The sequence below is a fragment of the Vibrio pelagius genome (assembly GCF_024347575.1).
Lineage (GTDB): Bacteria > Pseudomonadota > Gammaproteobacteria > Enterobacterales > Vibrionaceae > Vibrio > Vibrio pelagius.
Window position 1 is genome coordinate 2,387,840 of the sequence record NZ_AP025503.1, and the last position, 19,033, is coordinate 2,406,872.

19 protein-coding genes are annotated in these 19,033 nt (G+C 46.4%); 10 read left to right on the forward strand and 9 right to left on the reverse strand.

The features are described 5' to 3' along the window. Window positions 1-69 precede the first annotated feature (69 nt). Entirely contained in the window at window positions 70-1,143 is a 1,074-nt protein-coding gene (locus vsple_RS10360) for an AI-2E family transporter (protein ID WP_261881951.1), read from the reverse strand. Then, window positions 1,136-1,375, reverse strand: coding sequence for a sulfurtransferase TusA family protein (locus vsple_RS10365; RefSeq protein ID WP_255230138.1), 240 nt, complete (start codon window positions 1,373-1,375; stop codon window positions 1,136-1,138). Before vsple_RS10365 ends, vsple_RS10360 begins: the two co-directional genes overlap by 8 nt. A 179-nt stretch (window positions 1,376-1,554) precedes the next feature. Between vsple_RS10365 and bepA the strand changes: the two genes are divergently transcribed. The 4 genes from bepA to vsple_RS10385 all read left to right on the forward strand — a co-directional run bounded on the left by bepA (window position 1,555) and on the right by vsple_RS10385 (window position 4,483). Further along, window positions 1,555-3,009: a beta-barrel assembly-enhancing protease gene (bepA, locus tag vsple_RS10370; protein ID WP_255230137.1), complete on the forward strand. Its 1,455-nt coding sequence runs from the start codon at window positions 1,555-1,557 to the stop codon at window positions 3,007-3,009. Window positions 3,010-3,098: 89 nt separating this feature from the next. Next, a complete protein-coding gene (gene arsC / locus vsple_RS10375) occupies window positions 3,099-3,449 on the forward strand; it encodes an arsenate reductase (glutaredoxin) (protein ID WP_261881952.1) in 351 nt (116 codons plus the stop codon). A gap of 6 nt (window positions 3,450-3,455) precedes the next feature. Next, window positions 3,456-4,046, forward strand: a complete 591-nt coding sequence (gene wrbA / locus vsple_RS10380; RefSeq protein ID WP_261881953.1) for an NAD(P)H:quinone oxidoreductase — start codon at window positions 3,456-3,458, stop codon at window positions 4,044-4,046. Beyond that, complete coding sequence (locus vsple_RS10385) at window positions 4,046-4,483, forward strand: DUF2069 domain-containing protein (protein WP_261883163.1); 438 nt, start codon at window positions 4,046-4,048, stop codon at window positions 4,481-4,483. The genes wrbA and vsple_RS10385 overlap by 1 nt, the downstream gene beginning before the upstream one ends. Before the next feature lie 262 nt (window positions 4,484-4,745). Here the strand turns inward: vsple_RS10385 and vsple_RS10390 are convergent, their stop codons facing one another. After that, on the reverse strand, window positions 4,746-6,005 hold the full coding sequence (locus vsple_RS10390) for a DUF2066 domain-containing protein (RefSeq protein WP_261881954.1): 1,260 nt from the start codon (window positions 6,003-6,005) through the stop codon (window positions 4,746-4,748). 267 nt (window positions 6,006-6,272) lie between these two features. Between vsple_RS10390 and vsple_RS10395 the strand changes: the two genes are divergently transcribed. Continuing rightward, window positions 6,273-7,511 carry a uracil-xanthine permease family protein gene (locus vsple_RS10395; RefSeq protein ID WP_261881955.1) on the forward strand — a complete coding sequence of 413 codons (1,239 nt, stop codon included), beginning with the start codon at window positions 6,273-6,275 and terminating at the stop codon, window positions 7,509-7,511. 96 nt (window positions 7,512-7,607) lie between these two features. On the opposite strand, the gene upp is transcribed toward vsple_RS10395, so the two are convergent. After that, entirely contained in the window at window positions 7,608-8,234 is a 627-nt protein-coding gene (gene upp / locus vsple_RS10400; protein WP_255230131.1) for a uracil phosphoribosyltransferase, read from the reverse strand. 167 nt (window positions 8,235-8,401) lie between these two features. On the opposite strand from upp, the gene purM reads away from it, so the two are divergent. Together purM and purN are read left to right on the forward strand one after the other, a co-directional pair. After that, window positions 8,402-9,442, forward strand: a complete 1,041-nt coding sequence (gene purM, locus vsple_RS10405) for a phosphoribosylformylglycinamidine cyclo-ligase (protein WP_032551727.1) — start codon at window positions 8,402-8,404, stop codon at window positions 9,440-9,442. Between the two features lie 130 nt (window positions 9,443-9,572). Then, complete coding sequence (gene purN / locus vsple_RS10410; protein WP_261881956.1) at window positions 9,573-10,229, forward strand: phosphoribosylglycinamide formyltransferase; 657 nt, start codon at window positions 9,573-9,575, stop codon at window positions 10,227-10,229. Window positions 10,230-10,298: 69 nt separating this feature from the next. Here purN and vsple_RS10415 read toward each other — a convergent pair whose 3' ends face one another. Together vsple_RS10415 and lpcA are read right to left on the reverse strand one after the other, a co-directional pair. Beyond that, window positions 10,299-11,144, reverse strand: a complete 846-nt coding sequence (locus vsple_RS10415) for a class II glutamine amidotransferase (RefSeq protein ID WP_261881957.1) — start codon at window positions 11,142-11,144, stop codon at window positions 10,299-10,301. Window positions 11,145-11,214: 70 nt separating this feature from the next. Next, window positions 11,215-11,790: a D-sedoheptulose 7-phosphate isomerase gene (gene lpcA, locus vsple_RS10420; protein ID WP_255230128.1), complete on the reverse strand. Its 576-nt coding sequence runs from the start codon at window positions 11,788-11,790 to the stop codon at window positions 11,215-11,217. Between the two features lie 326 nt (window positions 11,791-12,116). On the opposite strand from lpcA, the gene fadE reads away from it, so the two are divergent. Beyond that, window positions 12,117-14,567, forward strand: coding sequence for an acyl-CoA dehydrogenase FadE (gene fadE, locus vsple_RS10425; RefSeq protein WP_261881958.1), 2,451 nt, complete (start codon window positions 12,117-12,119; stop codon window positions 14,565-14,567). Window positions 14,568-14,788: 221 nt separating this feature from the next. Here the strand turns inward: fadE and vsple_RS10430 are convergent, their stop codons facing one another. Together vsple_RS10430 and dnaQ are read right to left on the reverse strand one after the other, a co-directional pair. Then, a complete protein-coding gene (locus vsple_RS10430) occupies window positions 14,789-16,039 on the reverse strand; it encodes a TIGR03503 family protein (protein ID WP_255230126.1) in 1,251 nt (416 codons plus the stop codon). A gap of 9 nt (window positions 16,040-16,048) precedes the next feature. Beyond that, window positions 16,049-16,801, reverse strand: coding sequence for a DNA polymerase III subunit epsilon (dnaQ, locus tag vsple_RS10435; protein WP_261881959.1), 753 nt, complete (start codon window positions 16,799-16,801; stop codon window positions 16,049-16,051). A gap of 56 nt (window positions 16,802-16,857) precedes the next feature. Between dnaQ and rnhA the strand changes: the two genes are divergently transcribed. Beyond that, window positions 16,858-17,322: a ribonuclease HI gene (gene rnhA / locus vsple_RS10440; RefSeq protein WP_255230124.1), complete on the forward strand. Its 465-nt coding sequence runs from the start codon at window positions 16,858-16,860 to the stop codon at window positions 17,320-17,322. A 100-nt stretch (window positions 17,323-17,422) separates the two neighbouring features. On the opposite strand, the gene vsple_RS10445 is transcribed toward rnhA, so the two are convergent. Continuing rightward, window positions 17,423-18,202: a class I SAM-dependent methyltransferase gene (locus tag vsple_RS10445; protein WP_261881960.1), complete on the reverse strand. Its 780-nt coding sequence runs from the start codon at window positions 18,200-18,202 to the stop codon at window positions 17,423-17,425. A 53-nt stretch (window positions 18,203-18,255) separates the two neighbouring features. Between vsple_RS10445 and gloB the strand changes: the two genes are divergently transcribed. Continuing rightward, on the forward strand, window positions 18,256-19,014 hold the full coding sequence (gene gloB, locus vsple_RS10450) for a hydroxyacylglutathione hydrolase (RefSeq protein ID WP_261881961.1): 759 nt from the start codon (window positions 18,256-18,258) through the stop codon (window positions 19,012-19,014). The last annotated feature ends 19 nt before the right edge of the window (window positions 19,015-19,033 follow it).

Here is a 19,033-nt window from a genome sequence, read left to right on the forward strand (position 1 = left end):
AATAAATTGAAAGGCCGAATATCTTAAATATTCGGCCTTTCTTTCTTATCATGTTTTGAATCAAGCAAGCTACGCTTCTTCTATATCATCTTCCAATGCATGGCTTGGTAATGCGTTCCACACAGCCTTCACAAGTGTGGCGAGAGGAATCGCAAAGAAGACCCCCCAGAAGCCCCATAGACCACCAAAGACCAATACCGCGACAATGATAGCAACTGGATGCAAGTTTACCGCCTCTGAGAACAACACTGGAACTAACACATTACCGTCGAGCGCTTGAATAATACCGTACGCTAAAAGCAGCCAGTAAAACGGTGGCGCAAGTCCCCACTGGAACAAACCAACGATAGCAACCGGTACGGTGACCGCAGCAGCACCGATGTACGGGATCAACACCGAGAAGCCAACCGCGACAGCCAGCAGTGCAGAATAACGCAAGTCCAAGATAGCGAAGGTCACATAACTGACACCGCCCACAATCAAGATCTCAAGTACCTTACCGCGAATGTAGTTTGAGATTTGCTGGTTCATCTCAACCCATACTTTAGTTGCCAAACGACGATTCTGAGGCAGCAGTCCGCTTGCCATTCTGATCATCTCTTCTTTGTCTTTCAGTAAGAAGAAAATAAGCAGTGGCACCAGAATTAAGTAGACCGCAAGTGTGGCAATACTCACCAATGAGGCAAAAGAGCCTTTTACAACGCTCTCGCCCATACCTAAGACTTTGTTTTTCGCATTCGACATCACTGACTCTACAATTTGCAGATTAGCCAGTTCTGGGTAACGTTCAGGAATTGTCGAGATGAATTTTTGCAGCCCGATATACATATTCGGGATATCATTAAGCAAATTACCCACTTGATTCCAAATGGTTGGGACCAAACCAAATAGAGCTATTAGCATCACACTAAAGAACATCAAGATGACCAGCATCACTGAAGGCGTTCTCGGTAAACCAAGACGCTGTAATTGTGTTACAGGCCACTCTAGTAGGTAGGCAAGCACAATCGCCACCAGCAATGGTGCGATCAAATGACCGAAAAAATAAATGGTAATAAAACCAAATAAAATGATGGCCACCAAACTGACTGCATGTGGATCAGAAAAACGTCGTCTGTACCAGCGATTCATCATTTCAAGCATTTGATTGCAATTCCTTTTTTGTAACTTGGATTTGGTGATGACCAGAGCAAGCTTCAACTTCTACATCAAAAGCATGCTTGGATAAAAAGCTTACAATATCGGTCATTGAGCTCTGATCAGCAATATGTATCAGCAAAGACTGACCGTTTTCTAATTTAACACTGTGACGCTTGGCTAATAATAACGCCATTGGGCAGCGCTCTTGGCGTAAATCTAGAATATTAGGTTTCATTATCTAGCTCGATGCTTATTATAAGGGTCGTATTGTAATCTGTTTTTAAAAACGTGCCATCTTTCATTCTACAACCTTTAGTTTGACGCACGTAACGAAACAAAGGTGAGAACAGATAAAGAACCATTTCGTGTTGTCCTTGTCTTACTGTCAGAAGAAACGGAGTATTACTGACTAATATGTTTAAACGCGCTCGCTCAATAGCTTGCTTATGCATCGCTACAACACTCGGCACCCCATTACTGGCTCAAGCCAACAGCTTGGATCTTCCCGATATAGGCACAGCTGCCGGCGGCACCCTGACCATAGACCAAGAGTTGATCTATGGTGATGCTTACATGCGCATCATTCGTAGTAGTCAGCCTGTAATCAATGACCCGGTACTCAATCAATACATTGACAGCTTGGGTCACCAACTCGTTGCCAACGCCAACGATGTAAAAACGCCGTTCAACTTTTTCATGATTCGCGACAGGAATATCAATGCATTCGCCTTCTTTGGTGGCTATGTCGCATTACACTCTGGACTGTTTCTACACGCTCAATCAGAGAGTGAACTGGCTTCAGTACTGGCTCACGAGATTGCACACGTAACTCAACGCCACTTAGCGCGAAGCATGGAAGACCAAGCGCGCCGCTCTCCTGCAACCATTGCTGCACTCGCTGCATCAGTGTTATTGGCAATCGCAGCGCCAGAAGCGGGTATCGCAGCGCTAACCGCAACAACGGCTGGCAACATGCAGAGCCAAATTAACTACACGCGCAGCAATGAGAAAGAAGCAGACCGCTTTGGTATCAGCACTATGGCTAAGGCTGGATTTGATGTGAATGCGATGCCACGCTTCTTTGGTCGTCTTGCCGACGAGTACCGCTATGCAAGTACACCTCCACCTATGTTGCTGACTCACCCATTGCCAGAAGATCGTATTACCGATTCGCGCGCACGTGCCCGCAGCTATCCACCTCTAAAGCTCGCGCCATCACTTGATTACCACTTAGCAAGAGCGCGTATTGTGGCTCGTTATGCGGGGATTGATGGTGATGCGGCATTGGACTGGTTTGAACGTAAATTGAAGAAAGCACCAGCATCGATAATACCGTCTCTAGAATATGGGCAGGCGCTAGTGTACCTAGATACCAAGAAGCTCGATAAGGCCGAACCGATTCTAAACAAGCTGATCACCAATGACCCAACCAACCTTTTCTATCTCGATGCGATCTCGGATCTGCACATCGAACAGAAGAAACCTCAAATGGCGATCAAAGAGCTCAAAGCGGCATTGGTACGTCAACCCAACAACCCCGTACTGACCATCAATTACGCTAATGCGCTACTTGAGAACGAAGAGCTGCAAGAAGCGATTCGAGTGCTACAACGTTACACTCACGATAACCCAAATGACACCAATGGTTGGCACTTACTGTCAAAGGCGAATATCGATTTGGGGAACAGTGACGAAGACTTAGCGGCACGAGCAGAAATTTTAGCTCTACAAGCGAACTGGAACAAAGCCATTCAGTACTACACTCAAGCCAGCCAGATAGCCGAGCTAGGAAGTCTAAAACAAGCGCGTTACGACGCACGTATTGACCAATTAATGATTCAACGTGAACGCTTCTTAGCACTACAATAGCGATTATCTAAAACAAGACTCAACCTGTGAGAGTAGCAACTACGTGGCTCTCACAGCAATAAACCAAAAAATAATACCGAGGAAGCACCATGTCTGTCGTAATTTATCATAACCCTCGCTGCTCAAAGAGCCGTCAAACTCTAGCGATTCTTGAAGAAAATGGGGTTCAACCTGAAATCATCAAATACCTAGAGACACCACTGTCTGTTGAGCAGATCAAGGTTCTGTTTTCTCAATTAGGTTTTGAAAGCGTTCGTGAGATGATGAGAACGAAAGAAGCGGATTACAAAGAAGCGAACCTAGGCGATAGTTCAGTAACCGATGAGCAGCTGTTCGCGGCGATGGCGGATAACCCAAAACTATTTGAACGCCCTGTTGTTGTTGCTAATAACCGCGCAAAAATCGGCCGTCCACCAGAGCAAGTACTAGAGATCCTATAAAGCTTTATGAGCGTTTCAATACTGGTCTTATATTACAGTCGCCACGGCAACACACTCGCGTTGGCTCGACAAATCGCACGTGGCGTTGAGTCCGTCTCTGGCTGTGAAGCTGTGTTACGAACAGTGCAAGAGATCCACACCAACGATACTTCGCCACGTGATGACATTACAACGAGCGACCCATGCGCTAGCCTTGACGATTTAAAAAAATGCGATGGTTTAGCGCTAGGCAGCCCGGTATGGTTTGGCAATATGGCAGGGGCGATGAAGCACTTCTGGGATAGCACGACCCCGTTATGGGTCAATGGTGACCTCATCGATAAGCCCGCCAGTGTCTTTACCTCTTCTTCCTCTTTGCATGGTGGTCAAGAGACCACTCTACAAACGATGATGCTGCCCTTGCTGCATCATGGCATGCTTGTGATGGGTATCCCTTACTCTGAGCCGGCTCTGCACACCACTCAAACGGGTGGCACACCTTACGGAGCAAGCAGTGCCGGTGAAAACAGCACGTTGAGCAAAGAAGAGATTGAACTGGCAAAAAACCTTGGAAAACGCTTGGCGAGAACGGCAATAAACCAGAAAGGAATATCTTGATTATGTATATGTCTGAGAAAGCGATGTCTCCCAAGACTAAGCTATTTCGTTACTTTGCTTTGGTGGGGAACTTATTGCTTTTGGGCTGGGTAGTTGCATGGCAGATGACCCTTTCCCCACACCCTCATTTAGACAACGTCACACTGGCGATTGTATGGGCGGTACCGCTGCTTTTGCCACTACCGGGTATTTTGTCGGCTAAGCCATACACCCATGCGTGGGCGAATTTCATTTTAATGCTCTACTTTCTTCATGCATTAACGATTTTGTATGTCGATGGTGGGGAGCGCATGCTCGCGGCAGTTGAGCTTCTGCTCACGACCTTAGGTTTCGCAGGCAACATTCTGTTTGCTCGTTTCCGAGCGAGAGAACTGGGCATTAAGCTTAAACGCCTATCTGAAGTCGAAAAGAGAGAGAAAGCCAAGTTTGAACAGTAATACCAATCGTAGTAAATAACTGATTATCCTAGCTTGTTAAAACGCTTGATAACTGCGTTAGAATTTTTGATTGTAGAATAACTACTTACCAAAAAATTCTGCCTTGTTCTTAAGCCTTTTCCCGGCGCTATTTTTGACCACCTATTTACTGTGATTGGTATAATTGGTAGGAGCGCTCTTCGTTAGCACCGCTATCGATTACAACACCCAACAGCTATAAAAAAGCCCTGCATTGCAGGGCTTTCCTCATTTTAAAGCTCGATTATCGAATCCACTCGTAAACCAGGCTTGGCTTTAGCTGTTTTGGAGCTCTGGTCGTCTCAACAACTTCACTGCCTGCCACTTCTCCGGCTGCTTCTTCACTGACATTCGTTTCTGACTTGACGTCCGATGCTTTGACTTCCGCAGATAAGTTACTTGGAGTGACCACTTGAGGCGCATTCTCAGCTTCCGGTTGTGGTTCAACGCCACCCACCGACAAGGTGTTGTCTTGTGCTTCAAATTCAGGCGCTTGCTCTGGCTCTAAGTAAGAAGCTTCAATCTTCGCCACTGAGCGTAGTCTCTCAACCTCATTCTCAAATTCATCTTGAGTCGATAGCAGATGGATTCTGAACGTCACTCCATGATTCTGAATTTTAAGAATATCTAGGCTTGCTACCGAGTTGAGCGCTTTTAACGCATTCTCTAGCTCGAAGAAGTCTTGCGCACTATTCAAGCTAATGAACTGTGCCAGAATTGACTCCGACGACTCGCTTGCGACCGTGACCGCACTTTTCGCTGCATAGTAGTTACTGATCTCGTTAACCAATGATTGAGACGCCGAAGCACCACTGCCTGAAATAGAGCCTGTGACCGGTGACTTCGGTGAACTGGTTATTTGGTTGGGTTGTTGATCGTAAAGCGTCCAGCGTAGACCTGAAGGCTGAGCACGCACAACCAACACCGCATCCACGGGGTAACGCTGGCTTGCTTGACTGATAGGTGAAACAAAGCCGCCCCACAGATCAGAGGTTGCAATGCCTGTAATGTCGTCGAAGTCACCCACTGGTAACGTAATCGGTAGGCCACGCAATTTTGCATTCTGTTGAATGCCTGCCGCTAATTCAGAATTCGAGTGCTCCCAAACGATATTCTTGTCGTAGTTCTGCTCTTCAACTAGCCACACTAAGACGTTGGAACGTGTTTCAGGCCAGTATGGTAATTGCGCTTGAGTCAGTAGGTTGCGAATCTGAGCGCCATTAAAGCGCATGCGCAGCGTAGTTTGCTCGCTTTCTTCCCCAAAACCCATTTGTGACAGGTACTGAGCGCTTTGGCGCATCGCCTTCTGTACTGTCTTGTTCTCGGCAACGTCTGTTTGACCAGTTGCCCGAACCAGCACCTGTTGCATACCTTCATTTCTAGCCGCTCTTTCTGGCTCGTTCTGTTCTGAGTTGATAGCAACTTCGGCACTAAAAATATCCACCTGAGTCAGTGCATAACTCGGTGCAACCAAAAGCCCCATCAACAATGCTAAATAACGCATATCGATCCTAGTCTTTAAATCTTGTGCTCTGATGATAAGCAACTATAAGTAACTGGGCAAGGAAGATAGCGGATACTCGATTGAATATCCGAGAATTGGTAGGGTGTTAGATAGCTTTCAAAGAAAAATAGCGAACACTTAAGTGATAATGCACATATTTCCGGCAAATGAGAGAGAAATTTGACATAACCTATACAGCAATCGATTGCTAAGTGATAGAATCCCGCGAATTTGTTTTTTACTTCACGATTAGCTCAAGGACTTATCATGAAAAATGCTTTACAAGGCGCGCAGATGCTCTTTGTCGCCTTTGGTGCACTGGTATTAGTTCCCCTACTTACCGGTCTAGATCCCAATGTCGCGCTTTTCGGTGCTGGTATTGGTACCCTTCTCTTCCAAGTCATTACTCGCCGTTCGGTTCCAATTTTTTTAGCCTCCTCTTTCGCGTTTATCGCACCGATCATGTTTGGCGTACAAACTTGGGGCATAGGTGCCACAATGGGCGGCCTAATGGCAGCGGGTGTGGTTTATGTGCTAATGGGTGGCTTAATTAAAGTTCGCGGCGTTGGTTTTATCCATAAGCTATTACCACCAGTGGTAGTGGGCCCGGTTATCATGGTTATCGGTCTTGGCCTAGCACCGGTAGCCGTTAACATGGCACTAGGTAAAACTGGAGACGGCGCAGTACAGTTGGTGGATGCCGATGCCGCTCTTTGGATCTCAGCAATCTCACTGGTTGTGACTATCATTATTAGCGTATTCGCTAAAGGCTTTTTGAAACTACTGCCAATCTTTGGTGGTATCGTCGCAGGTTACATCACAAGCTTGGTGTACGGTGCGGTCGACTTTACTCCGGTAGCTCAAGCCTCTTGGTTGGCTATGCCTAACTTTGTTGCGCCTGAATTTAACATCAATGCCATCTTCTTCATGGTGTTTGTTGCGATCGCACCTGCCGTTGAGCACGTTGGCGACATGCTTGCCATTTCGAACGTAACGGGTAAAGACTACCTTAAAAAGCCAGGCCTGCACCGCACCATCACAGGTGACGGTGTGGCAACGATTGCGGCTTCGATGCTGGGCGCGCCACCAAACACAACTTACAGCGAAGTAACGGGGGCAGTAATGCTAACCAAAGCGTTCAACCCAGTGATCATGACTTGGGCTGCAGTCACAGCTATCGTGCTTGCGCTTGTTGGTAAGCTAGGTGCATTACTGCAAACCATCCCGGTTCCAGTAATGGGCGGTATTATGATTCTACTGTTTGGTTCTATTGCAACAGTTGGCCTAAATACGCTCATCAAAAACCAAGTTGACCTACACAAATCACGTAACCTAGTGATCGTTGGTGTAACACTGGTATTTGGTATCGGCGGCATGGCTTTTGGTATCGGTGATTTCAGTCTTCAGGGTGTGAGCTTGTGTGGTATCGTCGCAATCCTACTAAACCTTGTACTGCCGGAAGAGCTAGGTGAGAACCAGTCGGTAGACACTGCACAGATCAAGTAGTCGAACAAATCGAGAACAAATAAAAAGGGAGCGTATCAAATGATACGCTCCCTTTTTTACTGTAGGCCGTAACAAATATCGCTACGACCAACCGAATTACTTAGTACCGAAGATCTTATCGCCAGCATCACCTAGACCAGGAACAATGTAGCCCTTGTCGTTTAGCTTCTCATCGATTGCCGCAGTGTAAAGCTCTACATCTGGGTGTGCTTTCTCAAGCGCTGCAATGCCTTCTGGAGCAGCAACAAGAACAAGAATCTTAAAGTGCTTACAACCTTTCTCTTTCATAAGGTCGATAGTTGCGATCATTGAGCCACCCGTTGCTAGCATTGGGTCAACAACAAGAGCAATACGCTCCTCGATATTAGACGCTAGCTTGTTGAAGTATGGTACAGGCTCAAGTGTTTCTTCATCACGGTAGATACCTACCACACTGATACGTGCACTTGGAATATGCTCTAAAACGCCATCCATCATACCAAGACCAGCACGTAGGATTGGCACAACGGTTACTTTCTTACCTTTAATTTGGTCAACTTCTACTGGACCATTCCAGCCGTTGATCTCTACACGCTCAGTTTCGAAATCTGCTGTCGCTTCATATGTTAGAAGGCTACCCACCTCTGTTGCTAGTTCACGAAAACGCTTCGTGCTGATTTCGCCTTCACGCATCAGGCCAATCTTGTGCTTAACTAGCGGGTGTTTTACTTCAACAACTTTCATTTCCAACTCCGGCAATATTTAAATAAACCCACAGATTATACATCGTTTTTATCACATTTTCAGTATGTTTATTTGGCAAAAAATTCACGCAAACGTTTGCTCTTGTTTGGTAAGCCCTGTTAGAATAGCGCCGTTTTCACATCCAACTTAAGACCGAGGACTATCCCGTGAGCGGTAATAATTCTTCTCTAAGCTACAAAGACGCTGGTGTTGATATCGATGCAGGTAACGCACTAGTAGATCGTATTAAAGGTGCTGTAAAACGCACTCGTCGCCCAGAAGTAATGGGTGGCATTGGTGGCTTTGGCGCCCTATGTGAACTACCAACTAAATACAAAGAGCCTGTACTGGTTTCAGGTACAGATGGTGTAGGTACTAAGCTTCGCCTTGCTTTGGATATGAAAAAACACGACACCATAGGTATCGACCTAGTGGCAATGTGTGTGAACGACCTAATCGTTCAAGGTGCAGAACCTCTATTCTTCCTAGACTACTACGCGACAGGCAAGCTAGATGTTGATACAGCAGCAGATGTTGTATCTGGTATCGCTGAAGGTTGTGTTCAATCAGGCTGTGCACTGATTGGCGGTGAGACCGCTGAAATGCCGGGCATGTATGAAGGCGAAGACTACGACGTAGCTGGCTTCTGTGTTGGTGTTGTTGAAAAAGCAGACATCATCGACGGCACTAAAGTAGCAGCGGGCGATGCACTTATCGCTGTTGGCTCAAGCGGCCCACACTCAAATGGCTACTCACTGATTCGTAAAGTACTAGAAGTATCTGGTGCAGATAAGAACGAAGAGCTAGAAGGTCGCACCATTGGTGAACACCTACTAGAACCAACTAAGATTTACATCAAGTCAGCACTTAAGATGATTGCAGAGCATGATATTCATGCTATCTCGCACATCACTGGTGGTGGCTTCTGGGAGAACATCCCACGCGTACTTCCTGAAGGTACAAAAGCTGTCATCGATGGCAACAGCTGGGAATGGCCTGCTATCTTCAACTGGCTACAAGAGAAAGGTAACGTGGAGACATTTGAAATGTACCGCACTTTCAACTGTGGTGTTGGCCTAGTCGTTGCGCTTCCAAAAGAGCAAGCTGAAGCGGCTGTTGAACTACTAAAAGCTGAAGGCGAAAACGCTTGGGTGATTGGTGAAATCGCACAAGCCGCTGAAGGTGAAGAGCAAGTTGAAATCAACTAAGCTAAATTGCTAGCTCGCACGATTAAGAATGAGGACTTTAGGTCCTCATTCTGCTATTCACGCCCCAGAAAACCTTAAAATATGTAGGTAAATTGTTATTTACTTTCACTTATCGCGTTTTGATATCTCTATGAAAAATAATGCTCCTCAGAAAAACATCGTTGTTTTGATCTCCGGCAGCGGAAGCAACCTCCAAGCAATCCTAGATGCTTGCCAGAACCAGTACATTAATGCTTCTGTTAAAGCGGTTTTCTCAAATAAAGCAGAGGCATATGGCCTAGAGCGTGCTCGTATCACAGAAGTCCCGGCGCACTCTCTTGACCCAAAATCATTTGAATCACGAGAAGCTTTCGATCGCGAGTTAATGCAACAGATCGATGCCTATCAACCAGACTTAATTGTTCTTGCTGGTTACATGCGTATTCTGAGTGCTGACTTTGTTCGTCATTACTTGGGGAGAATGATTAATATCCACCCTTCACTACTGCCGAAATACCCAGGTCTACATACACACCAAAGAGCCATTGATGCCAAAGACAAAGAGCACGGAACCAGTGTCCACTTTGTCACGGAAGAGCTAGACGGTGGACCAGTGATCTTACAAGCTAAGGTGCCTGTTTTTGCAGAGGACGATGCAGACGAATTAGCAAGCCGAGTATTAACACAAGAGCACCAAATCTATCCATTGGTGTGTCAATGGTTCTGTGATGATAGATTAGTGATGAAAGAGGGTTGTGCCAAGCTCGATGGGAACACGCTTGGCAAGCATGGCTACGCACAAGACTAGACGAAGAAAACATATCAGTTCGAACAATAAAGGCCGCATTGCGGCCTTTTTAATGTTTTGAGCTTGGTGTTACTCTAAAGGTTCGGTTGGAGCTTGGCTTGCCACCTTTTTAGGAGCGTACGCCACATCAGCTAAAGCTTGATGATTAGACTCAATCAATTCACCGAAATGGAACAGCGCAAACTCGCCAGGCTTCATGCGCGCCCACTCTTCATTATCCGTTAATGGTTGTGTAGCAACGACACTCACCACATCATTCGGCGTGGTCTCTTCCTGAAAATTGATCTCAACATCTTCATCAATCAGGCTCGCTTTACCAAACGGAGCGCGTCGCGTAATCCAGTAAAGATGGTTAGTGCAATATGTCATCACGTACTCGCCATCGCTCAACAGCATATTAAATACACCTTTTTCTCGCAGTTTGTCACAACACTCAGCAACAAAGCGGAACATCCCCATCATATCTTGAGGAGGCTCTGGAAAACGGTCTTCTAACTGCTTAATAAGCCAGCAAAACGACAACTCACTGTCTGTTTGACCAACTGGACGAAAGCGGCCGCTTTCAAGGTCATCATAGCCGGTTAACTGACCATTGTGAGCAAAGGTCCAATACTGACCCCATAACTCGCGCGTAAAAGGATGAGTATTTTCTAGGTTAACACCACCACGATTTGCTTGACGGATATGACTGACTACAGCACAGCTTTTAATTGGATAGTTTTGAACCAACTCTGCGATCTTGGACTCACAGCTTGGAGTCGGGTCCTTAAAAGTGCGAAAGCCTTTTCCTTCATAGAAGGTAATACCCCAACCATCTCGGTGCGGGCCAGTCTTACCACCACGTTGCATCAGGCCAGTAAAACTGAAACAAATATCCGTTGGCACATTAGCGCTCATGCCGAGCAATTCACACATGGTTAAGCCTACTCCCTCTTCAACCAAACATGGAGCTCAAATCAAAGAGCTCCAATCTGCTACTACGTTTTTATTCCATCTCTTTTTCAACAAGTTGAATGATGATGTGAATGATCTTGATATGAATTTCTTGGATACGATCGGCGTAACCGAAATGCGGAACACGGATTTCAATATCCGCACAACCAGCCATTTTACCACCATCCTTACCCGTCAAAGCGATGGTCTTCATACCTTTCGCCTGAGCGGATTCAATCGCCTTCAGGATGTTACCTGAATTACCAGACGTTGATAGGCCGAACAACACATCACCCTTGCGGCCAACCGCTTCAACGTAACGAGAGAAAACGTAGTCGTAGCCAAAGTCGTTACTCACACAAGAAAGGTGGCTCGGATCAGAAATAGCGATACCGGCATAACCAGGGCGGTTTTCACGGTAGCGACCAGTTAGCTCTTCCGCAAAGTGCATCGCGTCACAGTGTGAGCCACCGTTACCACAAGAAAGTACTTTACCCTCTTGTTTAAAAGAATCAGCAATCATCTTAGCTGCTGCTTCAATTTGCGCGATGTTGTGATCATCACTTAAAAACTTGTTCAGAACCTCAGCAGCTTCGTTTAATTCACTTTTGATTAGGTCTTGGTACATAAGGCTTATCTCTTATATGTATGTGCGTCACTTAAGCATACGCGAAATGAGAATGGAGGTTGTTTCCCCCTTTTACTTGAGTTTACCCACAAACATTTAAGAGTGTCGACAGTTAAGCCAAAAGATTGCCACCTTTATTGTTGTTCTGGTTTCAATTCGCACATTTATTCACCACACACCTCTCACAATTAGAACTTTAACTCTACAGAGATCACTTTTTACTCAAATTAGAGTTTTACAAATATTTAATACTTTGTTTACACTTGACTGGTTAGACCTCTTAAATAAACCAAAACAATAAGTGATCTCTGAAAAGGAAATCGATCATGAACATACTGCTCTCTCTACTGTGCATGACCATCGTACTAAGTGTCTGCCTGTACCATCGAGTCACCCTCACTCGCGCACTCGTGGCATTAACGGCCACTATGTTTGCTCTGACCTTCGCCGCGGATGTCGGCATGACGGGTTGGCTGAGCTACCTACTTGCTGTCGCTATTTTTGCTATCCCAGCAATTAGACAAACACTGATTAGCCAAAAAGCACTAACCGTCTTTAAGAAAGTGCTGCCTGCGATGTCTCAAACAGAAAAAGAGGCACTGGAAGCAGGTACAGTTTGGTGGGAAGCAGAGCTGTTTAAAGGCAAGCCAGATTGGAAGAAGCTGCAGAATATCGCAGACCCTAAACTGTCTAAAGAAGAGCAAGCTTTCTTAGACGGCCCAGTCAATACTGTGTGCGAGATGGTGAGTGATTATCAAGTTACTCATGAGCTTGCAGATCTGCCACCGGAAGTTTGGCAGTATCTGAAAGATGAAAAATTCTTCGCGATGATCATTAAGAAGAAATACGGCGGTCTTGAGTTTTCTGCTTACGCACAATCACTGGTACTACAAAAACTGACTGGTGTTTCTAGCGTTCTGTCATCAACCGTAGGTGTACCTAACTCTTTAGGTCCGGGTGAATTGCTACAGCACTACGGTACTGAAGAGCAAAAGAATCACTACTTACCTCGCCTCGCGGAAGGTAAAGAGATCCCTTGTTTCGCCCTAACTAGTCCAGAGGCAGGCTCAGACGCTGGCTCAATTCCTGACTACGGCATCGTATGTAAAGGGGAATGGCAAGGTGAAGAAGTGCTGGGTATGCGCCTTACATGGAACAAGCGCTACATCACTCTAGCACCTGTGGCGACAGTGCTTGGCTTAGCATTCAAACTGCGTGACCCTGACGGCTTGCTCGGCGACACACAAGACCTTGGCATTACCTGTGCACTTATCCCAACCGACCTTCCGGGTGTTGAGATTGGTAATCGTCACTTCCCACTAAATGTCCCATTCCAAAATGGTCCAACTCAAGCTAAAGACCTGTTCGTTCCAATGGATTTCATCATTGGTGGACAAAAAATGGCGGGGCAAGGTTGGCGCATGCTAGTTGAGTGCCTTTCAGTAGGACGTGGTATCACATTGCCATCAAACTCAACCGGTGGCCTGAAAACGGCAGCTCTCGCAACCGGCGCTTACGCACGTATCCGTCGCCAATTCAAACAGCCGATCGGTCGAATGGAAGGTGTCGAAGAGCCATTAGCGCGTTTGGCGGGTAACGCCTACGTCATGGATGCGGCAAGCAACCTCACTGTTGCTGGTATCGACCTAGGTGAAAAGCCTTCAGTAATTTCAGCTATCGTGAAGTACCACTGTACTCACCGTGGCCAGCGCAGCATCATTGATGCGATGGACATTGTAGGCGGTAAAGGCATCTGCTTAGGCCCATCAAACTTCCTCGCGCGTGGCTACCAAGGTTCACCAATTGCCATCACAGTAGAAGGTGCCAACATCCTAACTCGTTCAATGATCATCTATGGTCAAGGTGCTATCCGTTGTCATCCTTATGTACTGGAAGAGATGAATGCGGCCTACTCTGAAAGCAGTGATGCACTTGAAAAGTTCGATAACGCTCTCGCAGGGCACGTTAGCTTCACCATGAGCAACCTAGTACGTAGCTTATGGTTCGGTTTGACTGACGGTCGTGGTTCAAGCACTCCTTCAGATAAAGAGACTAAGCGCTACTACCAACAACTGAATCGCTACAGTGCGAACTTAGCGCTACTGTCTGATATCTCGATGGCGGTACTGGGTGGTTCTCTGAAACGTAGAGAGCGTTTATCTGCTCGCCTAGGTGATATCTTGAGTCAGCTATACCTTGGTTCAGCGACTCTAAAACGCTTTGAGAGCGAAGGAAGCCATAAAGAGGATTTAGTTTTGGTTCACTGGGGGATGCAAGACAGCCTTCGTCAAACAGAAGTTGCGATTGATGAGTTCCTAGCAAACTTCCCTAACCCAGTTGTCGGTCGTCTACTGCGCGTTATCTTGTTGCCATTTGGCCGTATTCGCCGCGCACCAAGTGACAAGCTAGATAGCCAAGTGGCGCAAATCATCCAAACGCCAAGCGCAACCCGCTCTCGCCTTGGCCGCGGACAGTTCTTGGCACCAACGGAACACAACGCAGTCGGTAAGATTGAACGTGCGCTAGAGGTGATTCTAGAGGCAGAGCCGCTATTTGATAAGGTGTGTAAAGAGACGAGTCAGCGACGTCCTTTCCTACGCTTAGATCTAGTGGCTGAGATTGGTTTGGATAAAGGCATCTTAACCAACGAAGAGGCGGCACTGCTGAAGAGTGCTGAAGAGCATCGTCTATACACCATTAACGTTGATGACTTCGCACCAGAGGAACTGGCAGCAAAGCCACAGTACCCAGAGACATCGATTGATAATGTTGCATAGGGTTAAGAACCGTTAATATTAGAAGCAAAACGGGACTCAGTGAGTCCCGTTTTTTTATACTTCATCTTAGCCGTTCAAACATCAAGGTAAAGCTGTTTAATCGCTTCTTCACCCCCACTACGCCTTACTAGCAAGTAGCAATCACCCTATAGCCAATATCAACAATTCACATCATGGCCTTACTGCCGTCACACCAAAAAACAATGTTAAGTGTTAATCGACTAAGACTTAGGTACAGATAGCTGCATCTCTGGTTGCGCTTGCTTCTTGGCTCTGATTTTACGAACAACAAACCAAATCAACAGACCTAAAAGAATCGCCACAACATTCCCAACACCAATAATGATCATGCTGCGTTGTCGCTCTTCTTCACGCTGCTTCAGCAGCAACTGCTCAGCGGCAATACGTTTTTGCTCAGCTAAAGCCTCTTCCTGTAGGCGACGAGACTCGGCCAAGTCAATATCTTGAACCACGCTGTAGGTCTGCTGTTTAATTGGAAACATCAGTGGACGTTGATTCGAAGCGTCCGTTGCAAATACCTTTCCAGACCAAGAATAGATCCCCACCTCACCAGTGTAAGGGATCTCCATCGAGACCTTCATACCATCCGTCGCTGCTTGTCCTTGCTGATAAGAGACGTATTCATCTGGCGCTGTATGCTCGACATGAGTGGCCAACGAGCTTGGCGCAATCATGCCCTGCTCACCCGATACAATAATTGTATGTGGAGAACCCTCTTTGCGAGACTGGATAAAGGTGGTTGATATCGGTGACGGATAAACAAGGACTTGCTGCTCTTGGGCACGTAGGAAAACCCCGTTTCCAGATGTGATTCGAGCACGATACTTACCCGGCTCAATATCAATCGGTAACGCAACCGTGAACACGCCATCACCCGCTTTCTCATCAAGATCTTCACCGTTATCGGCAAATTCACCCATGATAACAGGTACAGGGCGAGCTTCTCGAACCAAGGCATCTTCGTTTTCTATGTATTTAGTAAAGGTCACCTTGAGGTTAACCCTATCCAGAAAATCTCGAAGTACCAGAGGTTTACCATCGGAAGTCAAACGCGCCGTGAATTTCAAAACTTCTGTTTGATAAAGTTTGTCTGGGAACTGCTTTGCATCAAGCACCAAGTGAGAAAGCAGCTTGATCTTGTTCTTAGGAGAGACCTTCCCTACCGCCTGCCAAGGCCCCGGCATCGGGTGTTCAATCGAGACAATGTCCATCGATGACTCTTGATACCAACGAACATTGTCTGCGTTACGCCACGAATAGTATTTTTTACCATCCGGGCGAACCAGTACTACAGGTTGAGAGTTGTCGGCTCGGTAGATAACAAATGTAATCTGTTCAATACTTGGATCCACTCTAAAGCGGTTATCCAAGAGTCGAATTGAAGACTCTGTTGCCGCCTGAACACCGATGCTGATAAGTAACAAGCAACTCCAAGCCAATGCCTTAAACATACTCTCTCCCTACTGACGCCAAAGGCAGCTTCCACTCTCCTCGACGAGATCTAAACGATTTTGATGCGCTTCTAATTCATCGGCCGTTGCACGCAAAACCTTTAGCGATTTTCGTCCACTTTCGACACGACGGATCCCTTCAACTGCACCTTCTTGCTGACCCGCATTGAACTGCAGTGAGGTTTGTCCACCCGTCATTAGTAGGTAAACGTCGGCTAGGATCTCGGCATCGAGCAAAGCCCCGTGGAGCGTTCGGTGAGAGTTATCAATACCGTATCGCTCACAGAGAATATCGAGGTTGTTGCGCTTGCCTGGGAAGATCTTCTTCGCCATAGCTAGGGTGTCGGTGACCTTACAGTAATCGTCGGTCTTACCTATACTTGGGTCGAGTCTCTCAAACTCGTAGTCCATAAAGCCGGTATCGAAGGGGGCATTGTGCGCGACAAGTTCCGCGCCTTTGATGAATTCGAGAAACTCTTTATGAACATCTTGGTATTCAGGTTTATCCACCAAGAACTCATCGGTAATACCGTGAACGCCAATCGCCTCTTCTTGAATCGCACGATCGGGCTTGATGTAAACGTGGAAGTGACGCCCCGTTAGTTTTCGGTTAATGATCTCTACAGCACCGATCTCGACAATGCGGTGCCCTAGGTAGTGCGGTCCACCCTCGGTATTCATACCCGTGGTTTCGGTATCGAGTACAACTATACGCCTGTTTTCAGCGTTTGAGTGGTGTTCAGAATTGTTACTGGTATTCATAAGGATAACTGTGTCAGACTATGCCGATAATGTGCTTGAGGTAATAATATCAAATCATGACGAAACAAGTTGAAATTTTCACTGATGGTTCGTGTCTTGGAAATCCAGGGCCTGGTGGCTATGGGATTGTACTCCGTTATAAACAGACTGAAAAAACTCTGGCAAAGGGCTACTCGTTAACGACGAATAACCGTATGGAGATGATGGCTGCAGTAGTCGCTCTGCAAACCTTGAAAGAGCCTTGTGCTGTTATCCTGACAACCGATAGCCAATACGTTCGCCAAGGCATCACTCAGTGGATCCACAACTGGAAAAAACGCGGCTGGAAAACAGCTGACAAAAAACCAGTAAAAAATGCCGACCTCTGGCAGTTACTGGATAAAGAGACGGCACGTCATCAAGTAGAGTGGCGTTGGGTAAAAGGCCATGCGGGTCATCGCGAAAATGAGATGTGTGATGAGTTAGCGCGCACCGCTGCAGAGAATCCGACTGAAGAAGATACAGGTTACCAAGCGAGCTAAGCTTTTCTAAACAAGCTCGTTAACTTGATCAGTAGTGCATTCTGAAACACAGACTGACAACAACAAGAGCCAATAAAACATCAACGTGACGAGCCGACCATCAGTCGGCTTTTTTATTGCGGTTGGATAGTGAAGAGGGCTCAAGAGCAGTACTGCGAACACCAGCCCTGAAGCTTGCACCAACCGGAGAAAAACGTCGTTTAAGATGCCAGTGAGGTTTAATCGGCTTAAGTGGGTATGTGCGTTTGCGCGCCACAATAAAGTACTGGCTACCCGCGACCGAAGCGCAACTGCCGAGGCTGTTTTCAAGCCATGTCCAAAATGCGCGATAGCGACTCATTGGGAATAACGCATAGGTATCACAATGAATCACCTGATAGTTAAGTACACCCAACCAATCTTTAACTCGGTTCGGTGTGTACATTCTGCCACTCCAAGGTAGACTGTTCTTACGCCAAGGCAATAAGCTGGCGAGCCCAGTGAAACTGAACGGATTGAACCCCGTGACGATCAGATAACCGTCGTCCATCATCACTCTATCGACCTCTCGCAATATCCTGTGAGGGTCATTGCTATAATCTAATTGATGACTGAGGACGACAACATCGAAGCTCTTCTCTAAAAAGGGCAAATTATAGTCATCTGCAATCACATTGTGTAAAGGGTTCTGGATATCTAGATTTACTTGATGTTGAATATTGCATGTGCAGCTGGATATCTCGCAACTGAGACCACCGAGCTTGAGCATATGATAGCCAAACAGCTTAGGGCACCATTCATCCAGACGAGTTTGAATAGATTCGCGGAGCCAAGGGCCATTGTGTAATTGTTCCCAAGTATAAGGTCGCTCAAACTTCTTGCGGCTGCGTGCTGGCTTCATCAATAATCTGTCTCACTTATTCTGTCGCACTAAAAGTGACTGGAGAACCAATAATGTTACATATCAAAAGCATACCTGCATTCAATGACAATTACATCTGGCTGATTGAAAATAGCGATCGTCGTTGTGCTGTTGTCGATCCTGGTGATGCGGCTCCAGTACTTGAGTACCTAGAGCGTCATGAGCTAACTTTAGATGCAATCTTGATTACGCACCACCACAACGATCACATTGGTGGCGTTCCGGAGTTAGTAAGACAATTTCCAACCATTGATGTTGTCGGTCCTAAAAACGAGCCTATTCCAACCCTAACTCACCCTGTTAATGATGGTGATCAGTTAGAACTGTTCGATGAAGTATTCTTAGTGCTTGGTTTGAGCGGCCATACCGCAGGTCACATCGGTTACGTTGGCGACGGTAAGTTATTCTGCGGAGATGTGCTGTTCTCTGCTGGCTGTGGCCGTATCATGGAGGGCACCCCGCAACAGATGTTTGATGCCCTCAATAAAATCACCGCTCTGCCGCAAGAAACTGAGGTCTACTGCGCCCACGAATATACAGCTGCCAATATTGCGTTTGCCCTTGCTGTTGAACCTGATAATATGCAACTTCAACAATATAGAGACGACGTAAACCGTTTACGAGCACAAAATAAGTCGACCATTCCAACAAATTTACGTTTAGAGAAGTGGATCAACCCATTTCTTCGCTACAGCGAACCAAGTGTAATTAAATCAGTATCTAACCGAACTGAGCACACAGACCCCCTTTCAGTGTTTACAGCGCTTCGTGCGTGGAAGAACGAATTTTAACAATTAGAGACTTGTCACT

Excerpts from the sequence above, each read along its gene's own strand:
- vsple_RS10360 (WP_261881951.1), bottom strand. The coding sequence starts at position 1,143 with ATGCTTGAAATGATGAATCGCTGGTACAGACGACGTTTTTCTGATCCA.
- vsple_RS10365 (WP_255230138.1), bottom strand. The coding sequence starts at position 1,375 with ATGAAACCTAATATTCTAGATTTACGCCAAGAGCGCTGCCCAATGGCG.
- bepA (WP_255230137.1), top strand. The coding sequence starts at position 1,555 with ATGTTTAAACGCGCTCGCTCAATAGCTTGCTTATGCATCGCTACAACA.
- arsC (WP_261881952.1), top strand. The coding sequence starts at position 3,099 with ATGTCTGTCGTAATTTATCATAACCCTCGCTGCTCAAAGAGCCGTCAA.
- wrbA (WP_261881953.1), top strand. The coding sequence starts at position 3,456 with ATGAGCGTTTCAATACTGGTCTTATATTACAGTCGCCACGGCAACACA.
- vsple_RS10390 (WP_261881954.1), bottom strand. The coding sequence starts at position 6,005 with ATGCGTTATTTAGCATTGTTGATGGGGCTTTTGGTTGCACCGAGTTAT.
- vsple_RS10395 (WP_261881955.1), top strand. The coding sequence starts at position 6,273 with ATGAAAAATGCTTTACAAGGCGCGCAGATGCTCTTTGTCGCCTTTGGT.
- upp (WP_255230131.1), bottom strand. The coding sequence starts at position 8,234 with ATGAAAGTTGTTGAAGTAAAACACCCGCTAGTTAAGCACAAGATTGGC.
- purN (WP_261881956.1), top strand. The coding sequence starts at position 9,573 with ATGAAAAATAATGCTCCTCAGAAAAACATCGTTGTTTTGATCTCCGGC.
- vsple_RS10415 (WP_261881957.1), bottom strand. The coding sequence starts at position 11,144 with ATGTGTGAATTGCTCGGCATGAGCGCTAATGTGCCAACGGATATTTGT.
- lpcA (WP_255230128.1), bottom strand. The coding sequence starts at position 11,790 with ATGTACCAAGACCTAATCAAAAGTGAATTAAACGAAGCTGCTGAGGTT.
- fadE (WP_261881958.1), top strand. The coding sequence starts at position 12,117 with ATGAACATACTGCTCTCTCTACTGTGCATGACCATCGTACTAAGTGTC.
- vsple_RS10430 (WP_255230126.1), bottom strand. The coding sequence starts at position 16,039 with ATGTTTAAGGCATTGGCTTGGAGTTGCTTGTTACTTATCAGCATCGGT.
- dnaQ (WP_261881959.1), bottom strand. The coding sequence starts at position 16,801 with ATGAATACCAGTAACAATTCTGAACACCACTCAAACGCTGAAAACAGG.
- rnhA (WP_255230124.1), top strand. The coding sequence starts at position 16,858 with ATGACGAAACAAGTTGAAATTTTCACTGATGGTTCGTGTCTTGGAAAT.
- vsple_RS10445 (WP_261881960.1), bottom strand. The coding sequence starts at position 18,202 with ATGAAGCCAGCACGCAGCCGCAAGAAGTTTGAGCGACCTTATACTTGG.
- gloB (WP_261881961.1), top strand. The coding sequence starts at position 18,256 with ATGTTACATATCAAAAGCATACCTGCATTCAATGACAATTACATCTGG.